A 24,406-nucleotide genomic window follows, 5' to 3' on the forward strand; every position below is an offset into this window, starting at 1 on the left:
ACGGATTTCAAAACTAATATGGGGTCAACTATAAAGAAACTTCCCAACACACTGCAACACTCAGCGTAAGATTATCATGGAAAGGCCTGTATTCCCGTGCTTCAATATGGGCAAACATTAAAAAGGTAGCGGATGGTGAACGTAAGCGATCAAAATATACTCGATCCTCTGGATTACGATCTTGGTGCCCCCAGCAAACACCTAATCATTCATCAACAAGACGATCTGCGCATTGCTCACGAGCATCTTTTCCAAAGCGCGACACCGGTCCGTTTTTACCATTACCCTGCTAATACGTTTTTATTTGTGATGAAAGGCGAGTTGTATTTACAACACCACCAACAAGACACAGAAAGCCCCTCTCAAGAAACAGCGCTTAAAAAACACCAGGGAATTTGGTTGGCTGCCAACAGCATCAACTGTGTGAACTTATTAAGCGCCAGCGCAGAGGTTTGCTTGGTGCAATTTTCACCATTACATGACCTCAGCGACACACCACCACCCTTCAAAAAAATGTCTTCGGGCAGCGTTGAGTCTCAGACAGGTAGAGGCCAAATCAAAACCTGGCCTCTTTGGGAGGGGGAATCGGGACAAATTTGCTTAGAACTGTATCCACCTCAGTACAAAGAAACGCTTTATTATCACAAAAAAGCGACCCAATATTTTTTACCGTTAAACGGGACCGCATTCTTATCCGACAAAACCAAACAAACCGAAGTTTGCCCAATCTTTGGAAAAATCATTCCGCACAAACAACCGCGCGCCGTCATAAACCCGAACAAAGACAGCATAACCATGCTGTCCGTCATGACGCCTCAATCAACGAAAGGCCGCGTGCTTTTGCTAACAAGATCGACCTAAAAAACACTAACTAACGCAACACCAGAGCGGTGAGAATATGGTCTTCCCATTGACCATTAATTTTCAGATAGTCTCTGGCAACACCCTCTTTATCAAAACCAAGCTTTTTCAGCACCGCCGCACTGCGTGCATTTCGAGGCATATAACTGGCTTGTATGCGATCAATGTGCAGTTCTTTAAACAGATAGTCCAGACCCGCTTTTAACGCTTCATGCATGATGCCTTTTCCCTGCTCACTCTCTCGCAAGCTGTAACCTAGGTTACAGGCTTGGAAAACACCTCGGATAATATTCGAGTAATTGGTATAAGCGAGCATCCTGTCTTCATTTGGAGATAGAAAACAGAGCACCACCCCTTTATCTTCCAAGAAATCACGACGCATTTCTCGAACCCGCAGCATACAAGTTTCAAGAGAATAATAGCCTTCACTTCTCAACGGCTCCCACGGTGCCAGGAACGTCTTTTCTTGATTAATATAGTCATGCAGTAACGGCGCTTGCGATTCATCCAGTATGCGCAGCACCCCTCTTTCTGTCTCAATTCGCGGAAAACGAGACGCATGTACAGTTTGATCAGAACACTTAAAGCGCATGTCTTTCATCACTTCAAACAACTTTAACGAATAATCTTCATACCAGAAATTTTCACCAATCGATAGAATCCGACGCAACATGTCATGATTCAACCATGCGTCGGCGGCTTTTCTTGTGCTCCAATACGTCACCAACAGATCCATTTCTCCAGAGCCACACTCAGCGCCGAGGAAGCCGGGTTGCTCCTTAGCCAACTCAAGCGTTTTTTCAGCCATGATTCGGTACGTCAAATCATTCAACATAAGCTTGCTGGATAGCATTATCGCAAAATAAGGTGTCGATTCTGGGGAACTAAATACGCTCATGGACTCTCTGATACGTTGGAGTGAATTGCTCATAAACACACAAATACAAATTATATCCGCACGAATGTAAAATCTACGGCTATAGTTAGTATCTACGTTTTGGACAGATCTATACTGACGAAAGCTCTCTTTCTTATTGAAGGCTGGAATTACGTATTTAAACATCGTCAGAGGTACTGAGAAAGTACCGTATACACTATTTTTATATTTTGTTTAGGCTTCGAAAAGCCAAGTGTTAATAGATCTTCCCTATTGATATTCCCCTTTATATCAATAGGGATATGGAAAGCTTTGTGCCCGCATCATGCGGGCACTTTTTTTGTTTATAAATTACTTTTCCCAAGTAATGCCAGCACCTGAGGTAATGGCATGGTATTGATCAGGACGACGGTCTCTGAACAAACCAAACGATCGGCGCGCTTTACGTATCGCCTCCAGATCGTACTCAGAATACAGAATAGTATTTTCATCACGACCCGCGACACACTTCATAGCGCCCATTTCATCGGTCATAAAAGACGAACCGTAAAACTGGATAAAGCTATTCTCACCGTCTTCTCGACCAACCCGATTCGCGGCGATCACCGGCACCATATTTGCCGCAGAATGCCCCTGCATCGTACGCTGCCAATGATCTTTTGAATCCCATTCAGGGTAAGGCGGCTCAGAACCGATGGCAGTTGGATAGAAAATCAGCTCGGCTCCCTTCAAAGCCAACTCACGAGCCAACTCAGGAAACCACTGATCCCAACAAATACCGCACCCAATGCGTCCGAATTGGGTATCCCATACTTTCACACCAGTGTTCCCTGGTGTGAAGTAGTATTTTTCTTGGTAACCAGGACCATCAGGAATGTGTGTTTTACGGTATAAATCCATCACGTCTCCGTTGGCATCAATCATAACCAACGAGTTATAAAACACATTACCATCGCGCTCAAAGAAGCTAATGGGTAAAACCACGCCCAGCTCTTTAGCAAGCTGGCTCATGGTTTGAATGGCCAAACAATCGTTCACTGGTTGGGCCCAGTCAAAATAGGCAGGCTTTTGATCTATACAAAAATACGGCCCCATGAACAATTCTTGCAACAAAATAATGTTGGCTTGATTCGCTGCCGCTTCTCTAACTTGCGCCACAGCATTGTCTAAATTCGCTTGAAAATCCGTACCAACCGACATTTGCACACACGCGACTTTTACATTACTCATAATTCAATACCTCCAATATTTCGAAATGCACAACGATTATTACTACCGTCCAACTTAAACCTGCGTTAAATACGTTGTGCCTTCGAGTACTTTTTTATAGGTTGCCATTAAGGTCACCTGCTCTTCCTGAGTCAGCGGGCTAGCAGCGACTTTGTCTTGGTAACGTTTAAGCAGCTCATTTTCGTTATAGCTAACAGATTTAAGAACATCTTGAACGCTGTCACCTTTCAATACATGGTCAATCTTAAAACCATCTTCAGTCAGGTAAACATCCACGGAGCAAGTGTCACCAAACAAGTTGTGCAAATCTCCCAACGTCTCTTGGTACGCGCCCACCAAGAAGAACCCCATCAAATAATCTTCACCTTTTGGTGGCGGTGGAGGCAAAGGCAAAGAAGACTCAATTCCTTGACCATCAACATAACTGTATAAACAGCCATCAGAGTCACAGGTTACATCTTGGATTTTTCCTCTAAAAGAAGGCGCTTGATCCAAACCTTGCAAAGGCAATACTGGGAACAATTGGTCGATTCCCCACGCATCTGGCATGGATTGGAAAACCGACAAGTTAACAAACAACTTTTCAGCCAAACGCTCATTAAGCTCATCTATGACCGCCCGATGACCTCTGTTTCGGTTATCTAAGCGTGGCAATAGATTGCGACACGCAGACAAGAAAAGATTCTCGGCTTGCGCACGTTGTGAAAGGTTAAGCTGACCATGATTGTACAAGGTCAAACTGTCGTTAAAATCATCCAGTAAATCATGATAAATTTCGACTAAAGATCGGCTTTCATCATCATTCTGGCCTTTCAAGCTTTGGTAAGAAGCCCAAAGTCGTTGCAATTCAAGCTCACTGTCCTCTGCTGGCTCTTCAATCGGCAACAGCTCTGCACCGTGTGAAAATACATCCGCAATCATCATCGCATGGTGCGCTGTGACCGCGCGGCCAGACTCAGAAATAAGGTGCGGATGTGGAAGTTCGTATTGTTCACACACGTTATGGAATGCAAACACTACGTTATTCGCGTACTCGCCAATGCTGTAGTTCGCAGAGAAATCATTTTGACAACGAGTTCCTTCGTAATCCACGCCCAATCCGCCACCAACGTCGACCCATTTCACCTTAACATCCATCTGATGCAATTCGGCATAGTAACGGGCACATTCTTTCAAGCTGTTTTGGATGTCTCGGATACGAGTAATTTGTGAGCCTAAGTGGAAATGAATAAGTTCTAGGCAATGCAACAGATCCAACTCACGCAGTCGATCAATGGCACGTAATAACTGAGACGTCGTTAAACCAAATTTAGACTTTTCACCGCCACTGTTACCCCAGTGCGTGGTACAAGTTGACGCCAATCGAATACGGATACCAATTCGCGGCTGAACATTGATTTTGGCTGCTTCTTCTAGAATCCAATCCAGTTCGTGCATTTTCTCGACCACGATAAATACTTGGTGTCCCATTTTTTCAGCCATCAATGCAAGATGGATGAACTCACGGTCTTTGTAGCCATTACAAACAATAATACCATCCGCATTTTTATGCATAGCCAGTACTGCCATCAACTCTGGCTTACTTCCGGCTTCCAAGCCAACTGTCGATGCATTATCAGGCTGACACGCTGCAATTTCCTCAACCACTCGACGCTGTTGGTTTACCTTGATAGGGTACACGATCGCGTATTTGGCCTGATAATCATAGTGATCTATCGCCTGCTGAAACGAGTTCGTAATTTTCTCAATGCGCGAATGCAGGATATTAGGAAAGCGAACAAGACAAGGGTATGGAATACCTTGCTCCTTCAACGCAACAGAAAGCTCAGTCAAATCAATACTGTTTTCTCTATCAGGTAAAGCAATCGCCCTGCCTTTGTCATTAATTGAAAAAAAACCACTGCTCCAATGACCAACATTGTATAGTTCCATTGAATCTTTGATTGACCAAGGCTTCATATTATCTCCAAAAGTCTAATGACTTATAAATCCATACTGTGTGAATATAAGGTATGGCATTGTAAAATACAGATATATATTTTACGTTTCAAACGAATAAAAAAAAGCGGGGCTAAGACGCATCTTAACTCCGCTTTATTATAACGCATCCAAAAATTAAGAAACGCGCTCACCATGAGCCTGCTTATCTGCATGATAAGAGGAACGAACCAAAGGTCCACAAGCGGCGTGTTTAAACCCTAATTCTTTTGCAACTTCTTCGTAACGAGCAAACTCTTCAGGCGGAACAAAACGCGCCATAGGGAAGTGATGCTTAGATGGTTGCAAATACTGACCGATTGTTAGCATATCAACATTATGTGCTCGCAAATCTTTCAATACTTCAACAATCTCTTCGAATGTCTCACCCATACCAACCATCAAACCTGACTTAGTTGGTACATCTGGACAACGATCTTTGAAGTTCTTCAACAAATCTAACGACCATTGATAGTCAGAACCCGGTCTCACTTGACGATATAAACGCGGAATGGATTCTAAGTTGTGATTGAACACATCCGGTGGAGCAATCGATAAGGTATCAACAGCCACTTCCATACGACCACGGAAATCAGGAACAAGTGTCTCAATTTCAATATTTGGACTTTCTGCACGTGTTTCTCTAATGCAGTCCACAAAATGCTGCGCACCACCATCACGAAGGTCATCACGGTCAACAGACGTAATAACAACGTACTTAAGCTTCATATCTCGAATCGCTGCAGCCAACTCTTTTGGCTCATCAGCACTCAATGGATTAGGGCGACCATGAGCCACATCACAGAAAGGGCAGCGACGCGTACAAATCTCACCCATAATCATGAATGTTGCCGTTCCGTTACTAAAACACTCACCTAGATTAGGACAGTTCGCCTCTTCACAAACAGAAGCCAACTTGTGCTCTCGTAAGGTTGCTTTAATGCGTGCAATCTCAGGAGAAGCCGGCATACGAACACGTAGCCAATCTGGTTTGCGAGGAATTTCTTCTGTTGGAACAATTTTAACGGGAATACGCGCCATTTTATCGGCACCGCGTAGCTTTTCCCCTTGGACAACGCGTTTGCGTTCTGCTGTCATTCTAACTCCACCCTTGTTGGATAGTCGGATTGGAATATCCGAGATGCTCAGCAAGCTGATTAGCCAGCTGAACCTTTACATTCGATAAATTAGCGTTCTGATTAAGACGCTTCATATCAACCATCTGTAAACCTTGATAGCCACACGGATTGATACGATTAAATGGGGTGAGATCCATATCAACATTCAAAGCCAACCCATGAAATGAGCAGCCTCTGCGTACACGCAACCCCAATGATGCTATCTTTTGCTCGGTAACATACACACCAGGCGCATCCGGTTTCGGATAAGCATCAATGCTGTTCATTGCTAAGACACCGACTACCGAGTTTTCCAGTACACTGACTAGATCACGTACACCAATGCCAAGACGCTTTAAGTCAACCATGACATAAGCAACCAGCTGGCCAGGGCCATGATACGTGACCTGACCACCACGGTCGACTTGAATTACAGGAATATTTCCTGGGGCCAAAAGATGCTCTTCTTTGCCTGCTTGCCCTTGAGTGAACAATGGCGGATGTTCTAATAACCAAATCTCATCCGCATCGTCTTTTGAACGAGTTTGAGTAAACTCCTTCATTCGTTCCCATGTATCGGCGTAGTCAATGACACCCAAATCACGGCAAATTAAGTCTAGCTGCATTTACATAACCATCTTAACGGCTTCAATCGACATTAAGTCGCGGTGCAAAGCCGATAATTGGTCTTCGCTTTGAGCCACAATGCGAAAGCTAAAGCTAATAAAACGACCTTTGCTAGAACGGTTAATGTTTTCAGCCGAGGTGTTCATTTCAGGAGCATGAGTCAGTAGACATTGTGTAATGTCAGCGTGAACACCTTCCACATCTATAGAGACCACCTTAATAACATAGTTTTCACAAGGGAACTCAATTTTGGGTGCGTCTACTGCTTTTTCAGCCTGATCGCCGTCTTTCGTAATTAGTGCCATTACTCTACCATTCGCCACTAAGGGCTTAAAATAAGTTCATAAAAAAGAGTTTAATTTTATCAAACATTCGCTTGAAGAAACCACCCTCTTCTACAGCCTCTAGAGCAACAACAGGACGCTCCAATAGAATATTTTCACCCGAACCAACCACAATTTTACCCAACACATCGCCAACAGCAATCGGAGCAACAATTTCTTTTTGCATGTCTAGCGTAGTTTGAATGGAATCGCCTTGTTGACGTGGCATGGTTACCAAAACATCTTCTGAAAAACCGACTTTCACATTAGACTGGCTTCCGCCCCACACACGAGCATTGTTAACAACTTGACCACGACTATATAACTTACGTGTCTCGTAATATCTGAACCCATAATCAAGTAATTTTTGCGATTCGACAGCTCGCGCTGTATCAGACTTTGTGCCCATAACAACGGTAATTAATCGAGTGCCATTTCGAACTGCCGATGCCGCTAGACAGTAACCAGCCGCATCAGTGTGACCTGTTTTCAGGCCATCGACCGTCTTATCACGCCACAAGAGTTTGTTACGGTTTGGTTGGCGGATGTTGTTGTAAGTAAATTCTTTCTCAGAATACATGGCGTAGTTTTCTGGAAAATGCAGGATGGTCGCTCTGGCCAATTTAGCCAAATCGTGGGCACTTGAATAATGATCTTCTGCAGGAAAGCCCGTTGCGTTTACGAAATGAGTATTTTCCATTCCAAGCAATTGAGCATGCTGGTTCATAAGATCTGCAAACGCAGATTCACTTCCCGCCACATATTCAGCAGCCGCGACGCTGGCGTCATTGCCAGATTGAATGATAATGCCACGCATTAAGTCTTCTAACTTAACTTGAGTTCCCTCACGAATAAACATTCGCGAGCCTTCCATGCGCCACGCTTTTTCACTGACACTAACTTTATCTTCAAGAGATAAGTTACCGCGAGCAAGTTCATATTCTACGATATAAGCGGTCATCAACTTTGTTAAGCTTGCCGGTGGTAGAGCTTGATCTGCATTATGCTCTACCAATATATCGCCCGTGTACGCATCCATAAGAATATAGCTGCTCGCAGACAACTGTGGCGGTGTCGGAATTAATGAAGGAGCGGCAAAAACAGAGCCACTAACAAAACTGACTATTAGGGATAGTGTTACTAGGAGTTTTTTCATACTCAAAAATATCGTCTTCTAAAAAAAATGTTAGCAAATCATACTAGAGCACTCTGTGAATCTCTAGCCCAAAAAAAGTGTACTTACGGGATCAAGGCAACTCTCACCGGATTACCAAACCCCTCCTGTTGCAATTTCGTTTGCCATTCTTGCAATTCGTTTGCACCATTAAATGGCCCAACAAACACTTTATATAGGCCGTCATTTTGTTTGTTAACGACCACGTTAACACGGGTATCAAATGCTTCGAAAAGTCGCTGCTTGAGCTTATCTGCCGAATCTTCTGCACTAAACGCCCCCAGTTGAAGATGTGAAAACACCAACCCAGAAGAGTCTATTTTTACCTCAGCGCCACCATCATCTGAAGCCTTTATTGGCAAGGTCTCCGGCGGCTTTACAGACTCTACTGACGGCGTATTAGGTGCAGAATAACGTTGCCCCTGTGACGGCGTTATGGCCTCTATTCTCACTCTAGCCAACCCTTTTTTATGATAATCCAAGCGGGCCGCAGCAGCGTATGAGAGGTCGATCAACCGGTCGCCATGAAATGGCCCGCGATCATTCACCCTAACAATAACCGATCGCTGATTATCAAGGTTGGTTACTTTGAGATAGGTTGGGAGCGGCAGTGATTTATGAGCGGCTGAGAAGCTGTACATGTCATATGTTTCCCCATTTGAGGTTTTATGACCATGAAATTTTTTGCCGTACCAGGATGCCGTCCCTTCTGCGACGTAACCCTGTGCCGAATCCATCACCCAATATTTTTTACCCCAAACCTCATAAGGACTCTTGTTCCCACCCCGACTTTTTTGTTCCCACTTTGGTACTAGGTCAGGTAGATGGTCAACTTTAATGTCCCCTGTTGGCGCATGGTCCTGCAAAATAGTATAACGACCACCACCAGAGGCCTTTTCATAATCAATGTCGTCTTTGCCTAAAACATGGCGAGTACTCATACATCCACTTAGTACCAGCGTGCAAACACTGGTTACTAACAGTATGTTAATGACTTTCATAACGCCCTATACTCTCAGCGAGTTCCAATACTGACATGGCGTATCGTCTACTCGGGTTATAATCCATAATCGTAAAAAAATTCTCATAAGCAAGCCAGTACGACACTGTCTCTGGAGCGGTACGCAATGCGATCAAACCTGTTTTTCTGGGAATAAACGGTTGAGTCGGCAAAACATCCAAAGCAGACCAATCCGACATTTCGGTACTCGCTTTACGGCCATAATTGACCAAATCTGTCACTTTTTCAGGGTCAGAAACATACGCCATAACATACCAAGGCTGCTTTGACTGCCAGCCGTGGTGCTTTAAGTAGTTTGCGACGCTACCAATGGCATCTGCTTCGGAACCCCATAGGTCAATGTGGCCATTTTTATCATAATCAAGTGCCAGCTTTTGGTAATTGCTCGGCATGAATTGCACCATGCCCATCGCACCACTGTATGACCCTTTCGTTTCACCAATGTTCCAACCTTCTTTACGGGCTAGCAATAAATACGCTTCTAGTTCGCTTTGAAAATACTCCTTTCGCCTTGGGTAATCAAAAGCCAACGTGGTTAACGAAGTAAAAACATCTTTGGATCCTGTTATACGACCATAATAGGTTTCGACACCAATTAAAGCGACGATCACCCGCGGCTCAACACCAAACTCTTGCTCAGCTTTACGCAACCAATATTCATTCCGTTTCGCAAACGCCTGACCTAGCTTCGCTCTGTCTTCTGTTACGAAACGTGTCTTATACTCATAATAAGGGGTAATGACTTCCGGTTGATTGTCCGATTTTTCAATGACTTTCGGACGCAGCTTAATGCGTGAAAACGCCAATTCTAAGCGTGACTTGTCGTAATTATATAAGCGTACGAGACGCTCTATAAAAAGTTGAACCTCAGGATTACCCGCATAAGAGTCAGCCCATTCTTCAGGCATTTCCTCCAGCAGAGCATCACTGACACCAGAATTGGAAGGCAATGTAGAATGATCCGTACTACTACATGCAGTCAGACCAAGCGCTAAAAACAACCATGCAGCTTGCTTAATCATCATCTTGCTCTTTTATGTGTTTGTATTGACATTAGAATCCCAAATGTCGCCATGATGGTAATAATCGAAGTACCACCGTAACTGACAAGCGGTAAGGGTACCCCAACCACAGGCAAAATACCTGACACCATCCCAATATTTACAAACATGTATACGAAAAAAGTAAGCGTCAAACTGCCCGCTAATAACCGCGCATAGTTATCCTCTGCATTCGCCGCTATGTACAAACCACGAGCAATAACCAGTAAATACGCCAATATCAAAACACCACACCCCAGCATGCCAAACTCTTCGGCAAGCACGGCAATAATAAAATCAGTATGACTTTCAGGGAGAAAATCTAACTGCGCTTGCGTGCCTTCTAAAAAGCCTTTCCCATACACTCCACCAGACCCTATCGCCGTTTTGGATTGGATAATATTCCACCCAGAACCCAAAGGGTCACTTTCAGGGTTTAAGAAGGTCAACACCCTTTGACGCTGATAGTCGTGCATAAACTGCCATAATGCATAACCAGCAACCGGAGCCATCGCGGCAGCGCCAAGAATATAACGCCACCCTAAGCCAGCAAGAAAGAGAACAAAAATGCCGGACACTGCCACCAACAGCGATGTCCCTAGATCAGGCTGTTTCGCTATCATTAATACGGGCACAACAATTAAGCCAAGCACAGATAAAATTTGTTTTATGTTCGGCGGTAATTGCCTATCCGAAAAGTACCACGCAATCATCATTGGCATGACGATCTTCATGATCTCAGAAGGCTGAAATCGCAAACCGCCGGGCAAAGCTAACCAACGTTGCGCCCCTTTGGCCCCGACGCCAAAGAGCAACACACCAATCAACAAAACGGTAATAAAAATGAATAAACTTGGGGATGCGCGTTTCATATACTTAGGCGGCAACTGAGCCAGCGCTAAACACACCAATAGACCTATGGCCAATCGAAACACTTGGCGCTCGACCATTGCGACATTTTGACCGGATGCGGAATACAAGACGAAAAGGCCACCGACAATTAATAACAGCAATGAGGCCATCAGCAAGACATCGATGTGCACCAACTTCCACAAACGAGCATTAGTAAAAGATAAGACTCTACGATACACACTATCTGACATTGTTGTTCCCTTTTAAGTAGTCGTATCGCTCGGGGTAATCATTGTATAGATACGCGTCAAACAGGGCTTTGGTTAAATCAGCAGGCTTTGAACTACTACCACCATTTTCAAAAATAGCAAAAACAGAAATTTTAGGATTCTTCGCCGGCGCAAAACCAATAAATAAAGCGTGATCATGCAAGCGCTTTTCCAGCGCATCCGCATCGTATTCTTGGTCTTCTTGCAAACTAAACACCTGACCCGTTCCTGTCTTCCCTGCGATATCATACTCAGTACCTTGCAAGCGTCTTGCTGTACCATGAGAATCTGTTACCACTTTTCGCATGGCATCTATCATCCGCCCCCAGTTTCTCTGATCTTTCAATACGATGTCGTGCTCATCACCCAATCCATTCTCAAACGTGGCAGCTTGCTCACCAATCGTACGAGCCATGCGTGGATAGAAATAATGACCTTTACTGGCTAATGCAGAGGTCGCAGAAGCAATTTGAACAGGAGTGGCCACCATAAACCCTTGACCGATACCGACGTTAACAGAATCCCCCGGATACCAAGGTTCTTTATACTTGGCCTTTTTCCACTCATTGGAAGGCAATAAACCATTGCTCTCGCCATTTAAATCCAACAAATTACTTTGCCCAAAACCAAAACGGGTTAAAAAATTATGAATGGGCGTGATACCCATTTTATTCGCTAATTGATAATAGTAAGTATCAACCGATTCGATAATAGAGCGCTCTAGATCAATCCATCCATGCCCCGTTCGTTTCCAGTCTCGATAACGACGCCCGTCCGGGTTAATTTGGTAATAGCCTTTGGCAAAATATCGTTCCGTCCAAGAAGCAAACCCATATTCAAGGCCTGCAAGTGCCATAAAGGGCTTGATTGTCGATGCCGGCGGATAACCACCACGCAACGCACGATTGAAAAGGGGGAGTTTTTTAGATTGACGCAGCGCACTGTAGTTAGCAACAGAAATGCCACGAACAAATAGATTGGGATCATAACCTGGCTTAGAAACCAGCGCCAAGATCCCACCTGTAGTTGGGTCAATGGCGACAACAGAGCCCGTATAATCACCTAACAGATCATAGGCGTACTGCTGCAATCTAGCATCTAAATACAGATGCAAGTCTTTACCTGGTGTGGGGTTTTGCCGATCCAATTCTGACATTATTCGACCACGCGCATTCACCTCAACTTTGCTGAGGCCAGCTTCGCCAAATAATGTTTTTTCGTAATAACCTTCGATGCCCGTTTTACCGATAAATAAAGCCCCTTGATAGGCTTGTCGGTCAACGGTTTCTAAATCTTTTGAAGTAATACGGCCAACATAACCAATAGCATGAGCAAACGCCTCGCCATATGGGTAGTATCTCGTCAGCTGCGCCTCAACCTGAACACCATCCAATCGGTACAGATCAACAGACACTCTAGCCCATTCTTCATCGGTCAGTTGAGGCTTTAAGGTTAAAGACTGATATGGTCTACGATATTCTTTAAGACGGTCTTCAAAGTCTTCCCACTCATCATCACTTATCTCGATAATGTCAGAAAGCGCTGTTTTTAACTGAGGAAGACTGTCAATACGCTCAGGGGTTACCGTCAAACTGTGAATAGGCCGATTGTCTGCCAGAATAACGCCATTACGGTCGTAAATTAGCCCGCGAGGTGGCGGCTCGGTCACCAGCATTACCCGATTGTCGTCCGCTTTCGTTTGGTATAAATCGTGTTCTATGACTTGCAGGTAAAAAAGTCGAGCCATCAAAATAATAACAAGCACCAAGACAAAAACGGCGGCGGCGATCAGACGGTGCTGAGTGAGCCGCTGCTCTTGGCGATAATTCCGAAAATTTTGATGTCGACGACTCACCTGTCTACCTTACCTATGATACGGGTGATTATTCATAAGCGTCCAAGCACGATAAATCTGCTCCGCTAAAATAATTCTCACCATGGGGTGTGGCAAGGTCAAACGAGACAAAGACCACACTTGGTCAGCTCGCGCAGTACACCTTGGGTCAAGTCCATCTGGGCCACCAACCAACAGACTGACATTATATCCATCCATTCGCCATTGCCCAGTTTGGTCCGCTAACTGCTCAGTAGACCATTCTTTACCCAACACCTCCATGGCAATAACCTTATCGCTTGGAGGAATCGCCTCTAGCATGAGATCGCCTTCCTTTCGAATGGCTTTTGCAATGTCAGTATTTTTCCCCCGAGGTGACATCGGGATCTCTAAAAGCTCTAATGCAAAATCTTTTGGAAGGCGTTTTGAGTACTCATCATAGCCTTCTGTCACCCATTTGGGCATTTTACTGCCAACAGCAATCAAACGAACACGCATTAAAAAGAGCCTTAAATTTGTTCTGGTTTAATGTCCCACAATTTTTCAAGGTCATAAAATGCTCGTGCTTCTTCTGTCATCACATGCACAACAACATCATGCAAATCAACCAAAACCCAGTCACTTCCCATACCACGACCTTCAGAACCTAGTGGCTGAAGACCTTTTCCTTTCAAGTGTTCAAATACATTTTGACCCAGCGCATTCACATGACGCTTAGAAGTACCCGTACAAATCACCATGTAATCCATCATATCGGTATGACTACCGACATTAAGCACAGTGATTTTATCACCCTTGACATCTTCCAATGCTTCAACAGCAAAAGCTAAAATTTGATCTGCTGTGAGATTAAGTTGACTCATATAATTACGTTTTCCTATCGATATAATTGATGTTGCTCTATGTAATTCTGAACGGGCTCTGGTAAAAGGTAAGCAATAGACTCATTTTTTCGAGCTAACCCTCTGATCATACTAGAGGATATTCCCAAAGGAGTGAGTGTTTCAAACCAGATTCGCCCTGAGGGCGCGCATTGTAACTCATGCGGTGAGGCGGCACGATAGTTTTCGCAAAAACCACTCAATTCAGAGATTAAATCGGGCTCCCAACCTGGACGAGACACCACCAAAAAATGCGCATATTGAATAATTTTTTGCCAATCATGCCATGTAGGAAGGGACAAAAAGCTGTCCATTCCCAACACCATAATAAGTGGCTCATTTGGCCCCATTTCTACCCTAAGGTCACGTAACGTATCAATACTATAGCTAGGACCTTCGCGATCAATTTCTCTAGAATCAACACTTAAACGAGCATCACCAGACATGGCCAGCTTTACCATATCAAGCCTTTGCTGAGGCATGACACTTGGCCGATCTTTATGCACTGGCTGAAAACAAGGAATCAACTTCAAAGCCGAATAATGATAACGGTCCAAAATCTCAACCGCTGTTCTAAGATGGCCATTATGAACAGGATCAAATGTCCCCCCCATAATGGCCAACCCAGCCGTTTTCACATTTCCTTTTGCGTTAATTGTCACGAGTATGACCGTCACCCAACACTATATACTTTTGACTGGTTAAACCAATCAGCCCAACTGGCCCACGAGCGTGTATTTTATCCGTTGAAATACCAATTTCCGCACCCAAGCCATATTCAAAACCATCCGCAAAGGCCGTAGATGCGTTAACCATGACAGAAGAAGAATCCACTTCGGTCATGAACGCACGCGTTTTTGAATAATTACAGGAAACGATGGCGTCCGAGTGATGTGAGCCATACTGATTAATGTGCGCAATGGCTTCATCAATATCAGACACGACTTTCACAGACAGTTTTGGCGCGAGGTATTCGGTAAACCAATCCTCCTCCGTCGCTCTTCCAATTGCGGAAGAAAAAGCCTGTGAAGCCTCACACCCAACTAACTCGACCCCTTTTTCTGTGTAGGCAGCAACCAGCCTTGGTAAGATATCGCCAACAACCGATTGATGAATCAACAACGACTCCATTGCATTACACACACCATAGCGACGTGTTTTGGCGTTTAACGCAATGTTAAACGCTTTTTCTAAATCTGCTTCATCATCAATATAGACATGACAATTGCCATCAAGATGCTTAATAACAGGTACCCTTGCATCCTTACTAATGCGCTCAATTAATCCTTTGCCACCTCGCGGAACGATCACATCCACAAATTCAGGCATAGTGATCAATTTACCAACCGCATCACGATCTGTCGTGTTCAAGACTTGTACGGCAAACTCTGGTAAACCAACGGCTTTCAATCCTTCAGACACCGCCTCTGCGATGGCCTGATTTGAATGAAATGCTTCTGAGCCACCACGCAAAATAGTCGCATTACCCGATTTCAGACACAAACTAGCGGCATCAATGGTGACATTAGGACGAGACTCATAAATAATCCCCACCACACCTAAAGGAACACGCATTTTACCCAACTGAATACCAGAAGGACGGAATACCATGTCTGTGATTTCACCGACAGGATCCGGCAAAGCAGCGACTTGACGCAAACCTTCAATCATTCCATCAATACGCGCATCATCCAGACGCAATCGATCAATCAACGCCGCATCAAGGCCTTTCTCTTCGCCGCTCTCTAAGTCTTTAGCGTTCTCTAATATCAATCGAGGTCGTGCAACTTCCAAAGCATCAGCCATGGCAAACAAAGCCATATTTTTTTGCTTTGTGGATGCTTTAGCAAGAAGACGCGAAGCCGCCCTAGCTTGCTGACCAATTTGATTCATATAAGATTCTAAGGACATTTTTAATCTCTATTAAAAGTAAAAAAACAGACAACAGACCAGCAAATAAATCGCGATCTCTTAAACCAAGTCAGTATACTACCACAATATTTTTATTCATTTAGTGCCGTTTTTTACGAAAGGATCTTCCATTGCCACCCCCTAACTCTTTCACCCTGTCTACCATTGGCATCGTTCACTCCTGTTACAAAGAAAAGTTTGGCATCCCTCGCCAACCAGGTTTAGTGACAGAGGCCACCGCAAAAATAGAACTTCTTCCGCCTTACAATCGCCTTGATGTATTAGATGGACTTGATGGTTTTTCACATATCTGGATACAGTTTATTTTCCATGCCTGCATAACCGAAAATTGGAAAGCAAAAATACGCCCTCCCCGCTTGGGCGGGAAAATAAAAATGGGGATATTCGCCACTCGCGCTACACACAGACCCAATCCAATAGGCCTGTCCGTGGTAAAAATAGGTCGTATATATCAAGAAAAACAAAAAATATTCATCGATTTGCACGGAGCAGACTTACTTGATGGAACCCCCGTTCTAGACATTAAACCCTACCTGCCCTACGCAGACAGCATCACTGATGCCAAAGGTGGCTTTGCACCAACACCAAGCCAGTCACCCAAGAAACCCATAATCTTTTCAGAACAAGCAAAAACACAATGCGAGCAGTATCAAAGTTTGCACAAAAGAGAGATAAGCACTTTAATTGAACAAATAGTAGAGCAAGATCCAAGACCTTCTTATTTGTCAGAGCAGACACACAGAGAGCATGGCATAAAACTTTGGGACATTAATGTAAAATGGTGCGCAAGAAACGATCACTTTGAAATTCTTAGAATTGAACAAGAGTAAGAGAGCATGACATGCATAAAAAGCAGTTTTTGAACACATATAAAACGGTCGATAAATTAAATAAAGAAACCCAAAAAACTGCCGAAAAACCGTCACTTTACCGTTCTAAAGACGATGAGCGCCTTATTAAAGACTTTCATTACGCAAAATTCCAAAAAAACCTACACAACACACAGCAAAGCAATGCATTAAAAGCACTACTGAATAAAAAAGATTGGAGCGAAGAGGATACCGAAACATTACTGGCGGCATTGCGTTAACAAAACATACACAGCAACTATACCCATGGTTATCCACATGTTATGTGTATAGTTTTCCTGTCAATAATTTCAAAAAAATATGTAAAAAAAAGCGGACCTAAGTCCGCTTTTTTATAACAGCAAGAATCAAAACTTAGTTTTGGTTCTCTAGTTGCGCTTTGATCAAATCACCGATAGTGGTAGGACCATTTGCTTCAACTTGTTGTTTCTCAGAGTGAGATTTCAACGCTGCTTTTTCTTCAGTAGCATCTTTCTGCTTGATAGAAAGAGTGATAGTGCGAGCCTTACGATCAACGTTGATGATCGCCGCTTCTACTTTATCGCCTTCTTTCAATGCAGTTGTTGCATCTTCAATACGCTCACGGCTGATTTCAGATACTTTCAAAGTAGCTTCAACGCCTTCAGCAAGAACAACAACAGCGCCTTTTGCATCAATTTCAGAAACAGTACCGTTTACGATAGTGCCTTTGTCATTTTCAGCAACGAAAGCTAGGAACGGATCTTCTTCTAGTTGTTTAACACCTAGAGAAATACGCTCACGCTCAGCATCAATAGACAATACAACTGTTTCTAGCATATCGCCTTTCTTGTATTGACGAACTGCTTCTTCACCAGTTTCGTCCCAAGATAGGTCAGATAGGTGAACAAGACCGTCGATACCGCCATCAAGACCAATGAACACACCAAAGTCAGTGATAGACTTGATTGCGCCAGAGATTTTGTCGCCTTTGTTGAAAGAAGTAGCAAACTCTTCCCATGGGTTCATTGTGCACTGCTTGATACCCAAAGAAATACGACGACGCTCTTCATCGATGTCAAGAACCATAACTTCAACTTCATCACCAATCTGAACAACTTTAGATGGGTGAATGTTTTTGTTAGTCCAATCCATTTCAGAAACGTGTACTAGACCTTCTACGCCTTCTTCAAGCTCTGCGAAGCAGCCGTAATCAGTCAAGTTAGTTACTTTAGCAGTTACTTTAGTGTTTTCTGGGTAACGAGCTTTGATAGCCACCCATGGATCTTCACCCAACTGCTTAAGACCTAGAGATACACGGTTACGCTCGCGGTCGAATTTAAGAACTTTAACGTCGATTTCATCGCCAACAGCAATGATTTCGCTTGGGTGCTTAATGCGTTTCCAAGCCATATCAGTGATGTGCAGAAGACCATCAACACCACCAAGATCAACGAAAGCACCGTAATCAGTAAGATTCTTAACGATACCTTTAACTTCTTGACCTTCTTCAAGAGAAGCAAGCAATGTTTCGCGTTCAGCGCTGTTAGTCGCTTCCATAACGGCACGACGAGAAACAACAACGTTGTTACGTTTTTGATCAAGTTTGATAAGTTTGAACTCTAGATCCACACCTTCTAGGTGAGACGTGTCGCGGATTGGGCGAACATCTACCAAAGAGCCAGGCAAGAAAGCACGGATATTAGCGATATCAACTGTGAAGCCACCTTTAACTTTACCGTTGATAACACCGTGAACGATGGCATTTTCTTCGTAAGCTTTTTCAAGAACAGACCAAGTTTCTGCACGTTTAGCTTTTTCACGAGACAATTTAGTCTCACCGAAACCATCTTCAACAGCGTCAAGTGCAACTTTAACTTCGTCACCGATGTTTAAGTTGAACTCACCACTTTCCGTTAGGAACTGAGAACGAGGAATTACGCCTTCAGATTTAAGACCTGCATGAACAGTTACCCATTCACTGTCAATATCAACAATGATACCAGTAACAATTGAGCCTGGCGCCATTTCGACGGTTAACAGGCTTTCTTCAAACAGTTCTGCGAAGCTTTGAGTCATTGTATTTCCTATATAGTCGGCCTATTAAAAGAGCTAGGCCTTATCCACACTGCCAGCAAATGTGGGTCAATTTTTTTGGATGATGCGACAAAGGCTTGCTGGCACCCTTGCCGACTTGAACAACATTTAATCTATTCTAGCACAATTTGGCTAAAAAAAAGTAGACGCAAAAAAGAACAGATTATACAAGACCGGCTTTTACGGTTTCCGCAAAAATCATCTCGACAACCTGCTCTATCGTCAAATCTGTACTGTCGATAACTAACGCGCCTGCCGCTGGGACAAGAGGAGCAATAGCTCTATTGGCGTCACGCTCATCACGTTCTTTAATCGTTTTTACAAGTTCTTCTAGGTTAACAGCTTCGCCTTTTTGCTGCAATTGCTGCAAACGTCTTTGTGCTCGTTCTTCCGCTGAAGCGGTTAAAAATACTTTTATTTGAGCAGAAGGAAAAACCACTGTCCCCATATCTCGTCCATCAGCCACCAAACCTGGCGCTTGCGAGAAAGCGCGTTGACGCAACAACAACCCTTCACGAACCTCTGGAATAGCCGCTAACTTAGACGCTGAGTTGCCAACTTCCTCCGTTCGAATGGCTTGTGTTACCACTTCGCCTTCCAAAATAATATCAACACGGCCTTCTTCAGATTGCTTAAACTGAATATCCAAATGCTCTGCAAGAACTTTCAACATATCCACATCATCTGCAGACATGCCATGATGCGACACAGCAAGAGCAAGCAATCGATACAAAGCACCACTATCAAGTATGTGCCACCCCAGCTTTTCTGCGATTAATTGACTTACAGTGCCCTTACCCGCACCACTTGGACCATCAATCGTAATAACTGGGCCTTGGTTGATCATAACTATTCCTCTTAAAAAACTACTGCGTTACCGAGCAATGAAAACCTAATTGCATCGCAACGCTCTCCAACTCATTAAATTCTTCTAATAATTTTTGACAATCATTTACTTTTGTTACGGACTGACTACGCGCACCCAATAAAAACATGGCAAGAGCCAACTTATCATCGCCCGCACAGTCCAATTCACCACCCTGTGGAAGACCTCCTGTAATTAATAAATCACCCTCATCATGAGCACAAACAATGTTCATCTGCTCTAGCGCGTCAACAATCGCCAATACCCTGTCTTCACAATAATATGGCAATGCGCCGATACCCTTAATACGACTCTCACCCTTGGCGTACGCTGCAGCAACACACAGTAAAGGAAGCTCATCTCTAAACTGATAACACTGTTCAGTCGACAATTCAAAGGCATGCAACTCAGCAAATCCAGCTCGCACTTCACCTTCATAAAGTCCTGATTGCCCCCGCACGGGAAGCGTCACATCGGCACCCATAGATTTCAAAAGAGACAAGAAGGCAAAGGATACCGAGTCCAATCCAGCATTGCTTATCATCAACTCAGAGCCCGGCAGCAAATTGGCTAGTAGCACCAACCATACGGTTTCATATTCATCGCCCGATAAAACAACATCCACCCCCTGCAAAGGCATTGGCTTAATGTCGAAGCCATCCTCCAAAGCAGACATATTTGCACCGAAGTACCGGAAAAGCACATCACTATGAGAAAGCGAACGCTGCGGTTGAACAACTCGACCTTTTTCAGGCGAATACAAAGCCGCTAAAAACGCCGCCATACGCAAACTTCCAGAAGCAGTTTTCAAGTATACCGACACATCCAACGACACGTTTGGCGACAATGACACAGGCAAACAATCTGCAACCTCCGAGACCACTTCCCCCCCCATCTCACGAATCAAGGAGAACAAATCACCCATCGGCTGATTAAGCAGCCCCCCTTCCGCCACCACAGTGACAGGAAACTGCTGGCCAGCCAAAACCGGCAACAACAAATACAAGCTCTCACGTGATTGATGGACATTGATTGGTGCGATCGGCGCTTTCAAACCGCGAAGGCCCACGCCGTGAATTCGCAAAGAATCAACGGACGACTCCTCAATAACCACACCCATATCGCGGAAGGCCTGCATTGTAATGCGAACATCTCCCGTCAAATCGATGTTTCTTATCTCACTCAACCCACTTGAAAGCGCCGCTATAGTAATGACTTTATGTGACAAAGATTTGTCACCCAGCAAAGAAATATCACCCTTGACCACAGAAGCAGGCAAGACAGAAACCGATACTGGCCGAACTTCTTTTGATGAACCGATTGTACGTTGCTCTAACAATCGAAGAAAATGATCTCGCGCAGACTTTGCACGGGTAAACACACCAAACATACTCGCGCCATCGCCCTGCTCAATCGCAGCACGCATGTCAGCAAGACGATCGGTAAAATGATCCAATGTCGCTAATGTGGCCTCTTTATTTGCCATAAAAACATCACGCCACATGACCGGATCACTGGACGCTATTCGAGTAAAGTCTCGAAAACCACCGGCGGCGAATTTAAATATGTCTTGGCTGCGCTCCCCATTGGCCAACGCATCCACCAAAGTATACGCCAGCAAATGCGGTAGATGACTCGAGGAGGCAAGCACATGATCATGATGAACAACATCCATGCTCACCACATCCGCCCCGACTGAACGCCACAAGCGATGAAGACGATCCAATAAAACAGGATTACTGTCAGGCAAAGGAGTCACTATTGCCATGTGCTTTTCAAATAACAAAGAATTGGACGCTAAAACACCACTTTTCTCAGCACCAGCTATCGGATGACCTGGAATAAAGTTCGCAGGAACAGTTCCAAAAACTCGGCGTGCCGACTCAATCACACTGCCTTTTGTCGACCCAACGTCCGTCAATAACGTATTTTCAGATAAAAGAGGCTTTAACTCTGTTAAAACCGACTCCATCGCTCTGACAGGAGTCGCCAGAATAATGACATCCATCTTAGAAATATACGTTTCCGTTAGCTCTGCTGGGTAATCAATCACACCAGTAGAAACCCCGAGCGCCAACTCACTCTCACGGCGATCCACACCATAAAGCGTTGCCAGACCTCGCTCTTTTAATGCCTTAGCGAAAGAACCACCAATCATGCCAAGACCGATGATCATGACATTCCCAAATTTCTTTTTTTCAGTTGACGTCACATCTACAGACATCCGAAATTCATTTTCACCAGTCAAAGCACAACACTCTTTTTCAAATTACTACAGTACCGCCACAGGGTAAGACCCCAACACTTTCACTTCCGAAGCTCGCTCGCGCAGCTCATCAATTACCGCACGGCACTCATCATCCAAATAATGCCCCACGAAATCGATGTAGAAAATATACCCCCAACGACTCATCAACGAAGGACGAGTTTCTAGCCGAGTCATATCCACACCGTGACGCTCAAACGCTTCGAGCAATCGATACAAAGCACCCGGCTCATTTTTCGCACTGATCAATAATGACGTTTTATCTTTACCGCTCTGTGGAACCTCTTGATTGCCGACAATTAAGAATCGAGTGGTGTTATCAGGACGATCCTCAATGTTTGCGGAGACTTTTGTCAAACCATAAAGCTCACACGCCACTTCTCCCGCAATGGCCGCAATGGCGCGACCACTTCGGCCAGCCTCAGCCGCCAGACGCGCCGCCTCCGCATTAGAGCTTACAGCAACACGCTCTACATGAGGCCAGTATCGATCCAACCAAGCGCGACACTGAGCCAATGACTGCTGATGAGAATAAATATGAGTGACGTCTTCTGAATTGATATTCGGACTCACTAGCAAGTGGTGGTGGATACGCTCTTCCACTTCACCACAAATTTTCAAACGCGAGTCACGAAAGCTATCCAAAGTATGATTAACAACACCTTCAGTCGAATTCTCAACAGGAACAACGCCATAATTTGCCGCGCCAGACTCAACCTCACGAAAGACTTCATCAATTGCGGCCATAGGCGCACTGATAATAGACTTACCAAAGTGCTTTAGTGCCGCCTGCTGCGTGAACGTACCTTCTGGCCCTAAAAACGCAATACGCATAGGCTTTTCAAGCGCTAAGCATGAAGACATGACCTGACGAAATATCTTCGCCATCTCTTCATTACCCAAAGGGCCTTCGTTGCGCTCCATCACTCTACGCAACACTTGTGCTTCACGCTCTGGGCGATAAAAGACAACCGCCTCACCACCTTGTTCAGCCAATTTCACTTCGGCCACTTTTTGAGCGCAGCGAGCGCGTTCGTTGATCAACATCTGTATTTGCGAATCAATCGAGTCGATACGATCGCGCAACAATGGCAGCGTATCTGGTACTGCTTGCTTAGAATTCGACATGCTATTTATTATCCGTAGAGGTTATTATCTTTAAAAAGTGTTATCCGTGACGCTGTTCAAAGCCACGCATAAAATCAATCAAAGCCTCAATCCCTTCCATAGGCATTGCGTTATATATACTTGCACGCATACCACCAACAGAGCGATGACCAGCCAAAGTACGAAGGCCAGCGGCTTCAGACTCCTGCAAGAAAAGCGACTCAAGAGACTCGTCAGCCAAAATAAACGGCACATTCATACGAGATCGATACGCAGGCTCAACCGGATTTGAATAAAAATCACTAGAATCAATAAAATCGTATAACGCTTTTGCCTTACGAATGTTGACCGCCTCAATCGCCTCAACCCCCCCTTGCGCTTCCAACCATTCAAACACTAAATCAGCCAAATAAATGGCAAACGTTGGCGGAGTGTTAATCATGGAGTCATTCGCTGCCAAATTCGCAAAATTCCAGATTGACGGCAACTCGTCACTACTGCGCGCCAACAAATCTTTGCGAATGATGCAGATCACAACACCAGCAGGACCAACATTTTTCTGCGCGCCCGCATAAATAACGCCATACTTACTGACATCAATTTTACGAGACAAAATAGTAGAAGACAGATCAGCAACGATGGGCAACGTCGTTTCAGGAAGATCAGCAAACTCCACACCACCAATGGTTTCATTTGGACAAATATGAAGATAAGCCGCACTCTCATCCAGTTCAAGTGTAGAAAACTCAGGAACGGTCGTGTAGTTCTGCTCTTTAGAAGAACCGACCACTTTTACATTTGTGTATCTTTTCGCTTCTTTGATTGCTTTTGTGGACCAAGCGCCCGTATCCAAGAAACAAGCCGAGTCATAGCCGTTTGCTAAATTTGCTGGAATCTGAGCAAATAAAGTTGACGCCCCACCTTGAACAAACAACACTTCATAATCATCGTTAATATCAAGCAAACGTTTTAAACGTGCTTTTGCTGATGCCAAGATAGACATAAATTCATCACTGCGATGACTCATTTCCATCACAGACACACCAGCACCGTGCCAATCCAACATTTCAGCCTGCGCTTTTTTCAAAACGGCTTCTGGCAAGGCGGCTGGACCAGAACAAAAATTATATACTCGGCTCATCCTGCTTATTTACCTCTAGTATTTTCAGGAGTTACTTTACAAGAACAATTTACAAGAACGATCTACAACAAAAGCGACGCACCTAAG

23 protein-coding genes are annotated in these 24,406 nt (G+C 44.4%); 3 read left to right on the top strand and 20 right to left on the bottom strand.

What is annotated here, in order from left to right; genetic code table 11:
- Positions 1-132: 132 nt before the first annotated feature.
- Complete coding sequence (locus AABA11_RS10330; protein WP_265730005.1) at positions 133-861, top strand: hypothetical protein; 729 nt, start codon at positions 133-135, stop codon at positions 859-861.
- 10 nt (positions 862-871) lie between these two features.
- Here the strand turns inward: AABA11_RS10330 and AABA11_RS10335 are convergent, their stop codons facing one another.
- From AABA11_RS10335 to AABA11_RS10405, 15 genes are all read right to left on the bottom strand, one after another.
- Positions 872-1,792: a GNAT family N-acetyltransferase gene (locus tag AABA11_RS10335; protein WP_338267639.1), complete on the bottom strand. Its 921-nt coding sequence runs from the start codon at positions 1,790-1,792 to the stop codon at positions 872-874.
- Positions 1,793-2,089: 297 nt separating this feature from the next.
- Positions 2,090-2,968, bottom strand: coding sequence for an N-carbamoylputrescine amidase (gene aguB, locus AABA11_RS10340; protein ID WP_265730007.1), 879 nt, complete (start codon positions 2,966-2,968; stop codon positions 2,090-2,092).
- A 54-nt stretch (positions 2,969-3,022) separates the two neighbouring features.
- A complete protein-coding gene (gene speA / locus AABA11_RS10345; protein ID WP_338267642.1) occupies positions 3,023-4,927 on the bottom strand; it encodes a biosynthetic arginine decarboxylase in 1,905 nt (634 codons plus the stop codon).
- A gap of 156 nt (positions 4,928-5,083) precedes the next feature.
- Positions 5,084-6,043, bottom strand: coding sequence for a lipoyl synthase (gene lipA, locus AABA11_RS10350; protein ID WP_265730009.1), 960 nt, complete (start codon positions 6,041-6,043; stop codon positions 5,084-5,086).
- A 1-nt stretch (position 6,044) separates the two neighbouring features.
- The gene (gene lipB / locus AABA11_RS10355; protein ID WP_338267645.1) at positions 6,045-6,689 is read right to left on the bottom strand and encodes a lipoyl(octanoyl) transferase LipB; all 645 of its coding nucleotides are present in this window, start codon (positions 6,687-6,689) and stop codon (positions 6,045-6,047) included.
- Positions 6,690-6,995 (bottom strand): YbeD family protein, encoded by a 306-nt coding sequence (locus AABA11_RS10360; RefSeq protein WP_265730010.1) that lies wholly within the window; start codon positions 6,993-6,995, stop codon positions 6,690-6,692.
- A gap of 25 nt (positions 6,996-7,020) precedes the next feature.
- Positions 7,021-8,169, bottom strand: a complete 1,149-nt coding sequence (locus tag AABA11_RS10365) for a D-alanyl-D-alanine carboxypeptidase family protein (protein WP_338267648.1) — start codon at positions 8,167-8,169, stop codon at positions 7,021-7,023.
- A gap of 83 nt (positions 8,170-8,252) precedes the next feature.
- Positions 8,253-9,128 carry a septal ring lytic transglycosylase RlpA family protein gene (locus AABA11_RS10370; RefSeq protein ID WP_338267650.1) on the bottom strand — a complete coding sequence of 292 codons (876 nt, stop codon included), beginning with the start codon at positions 9,126-9,128 and terminating at the stop codon, positions 8,253-8,255.
- A 46-nt stretch (positions 9,129-9,174) separates the two neighbouring features.
- Complete coding sequence (gene mltB, locus AABA11_RS10375) at positions 9,175-10,233, bottom strand: lytic murein transglycosylase B (protein ID WP_338267652.1); 1,059 nt, start codon at positions 10,231-10,233, stop codon at positions 9,175-9,177.
- A complete protein-coding gene (gene rodA, locus AABA11_RS10380) occupies positions 10,230-11,351 on the bottom strand; it encodes a rod shape-determining protein RodA (RefSeq protein WP_265730014.1) in 1,122 nt (373 codons plus the stop codon). Before rodA ends, mltB begins: the two co-directional genes overlap by 4 nt.
- The gene (gene mrdA / locus AABA11_RS10385) at positions 11,341-13,224 is read right to left on the bottom strand and encodes a penicillin-binding protein 2 (RefSeq protein ID WP_338267654.1); all 1,884 of its coding nucleotides are present in this window, start codon (positions 13,222-13,224) and stop codon (positions 11,341-11,343) included. The genes rodA and mrdA overlap by 11 nt, the downstream gene beginning before the upstream one ends.
- 9 nt (positions 13,225-13,233) lie before the next feature.
- Positions 13,234-13,701, bottom strand: coding sequence for a 23S rRNA (pseudouridine(1915)-N(3))-methyltransferase RlmH (gene rlmH, locus AABA11_RS10390; protein ID WP_265730016.1), 468 nt, complete (start codon positions 13,699-13,701; stop codon positions 13,234-13,236).
- Positions 13,702-13,712: 11 nt separating this feature from the next.
- Complete coding sequence (gene rsfS / locus AABA11_RS10395; protein ID WP_265730017.1) at positions 13,713-14,066, bottom strand: ribosome silencing factor; 354 nt, start codon at positions 14,064-14,066, stop codon at positions 13,713-13,715.
- A gap of 14 nt (positions 14,067-14,080) precedes the next feature.
- Entirely contained in the window at positions 14,081-14,746 is a 666-nt protein-coding gene (gene nadD, locus AABA11_RS10400; protein WP_338267657.1) for a nicotinate-nucleotide adenylyltransferase, read from the bottom strand.
- Positions 14,736-15,995, bottom strand: a complete 1,260-nt coding sequence (locus AABA11_RS10405) for a glutamate-5-semialdehyde dehydrogenase (RefSeq protein ID WP_338267658.1) — start codon at positions 15,993-15,995, stop codon at positions 14,736-14,738. The genes nadD and AABA11_RS10405 overlap by 11 nt, the downstream gene beginning before the upstream one ends.
- A 131-nt stretch (positions 15,996-16,126) precedes the next feature.
- Here AABA11_RS10405 and tsaA point away from each other — a divergent pair, with 131 nt between their 5' ends.
- Both tsaA and AABA11_RS10415 read left to right on the top strand, forming a co-directional pair.
- Positions 16,127-16,846, top strand: a complete 720-nt coding sequence (gene tsaA / locus AABA11_RS10410) for a tRNA (N6-threonylcarbamoyladenosine(37)-N6)-methyltransferase TrmO (protein ID WP_338267659.1) — start codon at positions 16,127-16,129, stop codon at positions 16,844-16,846.
- Between the two features lie 11 nt (positions 16,847-16,857).
- Positions 16,858-17,106, top strand: a complete 249-nt coding sequence (locus AABA11_RS10415) for a hypothetical protein (protein ID WP_338267661.1) — start codon at positions 16,858-16,860, stop codon at positions 17,104-17,106.
- Positions 17,107-17,239: 133 nt separating this feature from the next.
- Here AABA11_RS10415 and rpsA read toward each other — a convergent pair whose 3' ends face one another.
- From rpsA to serC, 5 genes are all read right to left on the bottom strand, one after another.
- Positions 17,240-18,922 carry a 30S ribosomal protein S1 gene (rpsA, locus tag AABA11_RS10420; protein WP_338267663.1) on the bottom strand — a complete coding sequence of 561 codons (1,683 nt, stop codon included), beginning with the start codon at positions 18,920-18,922 and terminating at the stop codon, positions 17,240-17,242.
- Positions 18,923-19,103: 181 nt separating this feature from the next.
- Positions 19,104-19,787 carry a (d)CMP kinase gene (gene cmk, locus AABA11_RS10425; protein WP_265730023.1) on the bottom strand — a complete coding sequence of 228 codons (684 nt, stop codon included), beginning with the start codon at positions 19,785-19,787 and terminating at the stop codon, positions 19,104-19,106.
- Between the two features lie 19 nt (positions 19,788-19,806).
- The gene (locus AABA11_RS10430) at positions 19,807-22,029 is read right to left on the bottom strand and encodes a bifunctional prephenate dehydrogenase/3-phosphoshikimate 1-carboxyvinyltransferase (protein ID WP_338267666.1); all 2,223 of its coding nucleotides are present in this window, start codon (positions 22,027-22,029) and stop codon (positions 19,807-19,809) included.
- A 48-nt stretch (positions 22,030-22,077) separates the two neighbouring features.
- Entirely contained in the window at positions 22,078-23,199 is a 1,122-nt protein-coding gene (pheA, locus tag AABA11_RS10435) for a prephenate dehydratase (RefSeq protein ID WP_338267668.1), read from the bottom strand.
- 40 nt (positions 23,200-23,239) lie between these two features.
- Positions 23,240-24,319: a 3-phosphoserine/phosphohydroxythreonine transaminase gene (serC, locus tag AABA11_RS10440; RefSeq protein ID WP_338267671.1), complete on the bottom strand. Its 1,080-nt coding sequence runs from the start codon at positions 24,317-24,319 to the stop codon at positions 23,240-23,242.
- Positions 24,320-24,406: the final 87 nt, after the last annotated feature.

The organism is Marinomonas pontica, from assembly GCF_036322735.1.
GTDB lineage: Bacteria > Pseudomonadota > Gammaproteobacteria > Pseudomonadales > Marinomonadaceae > Marinomonas > Marinomonas pontica.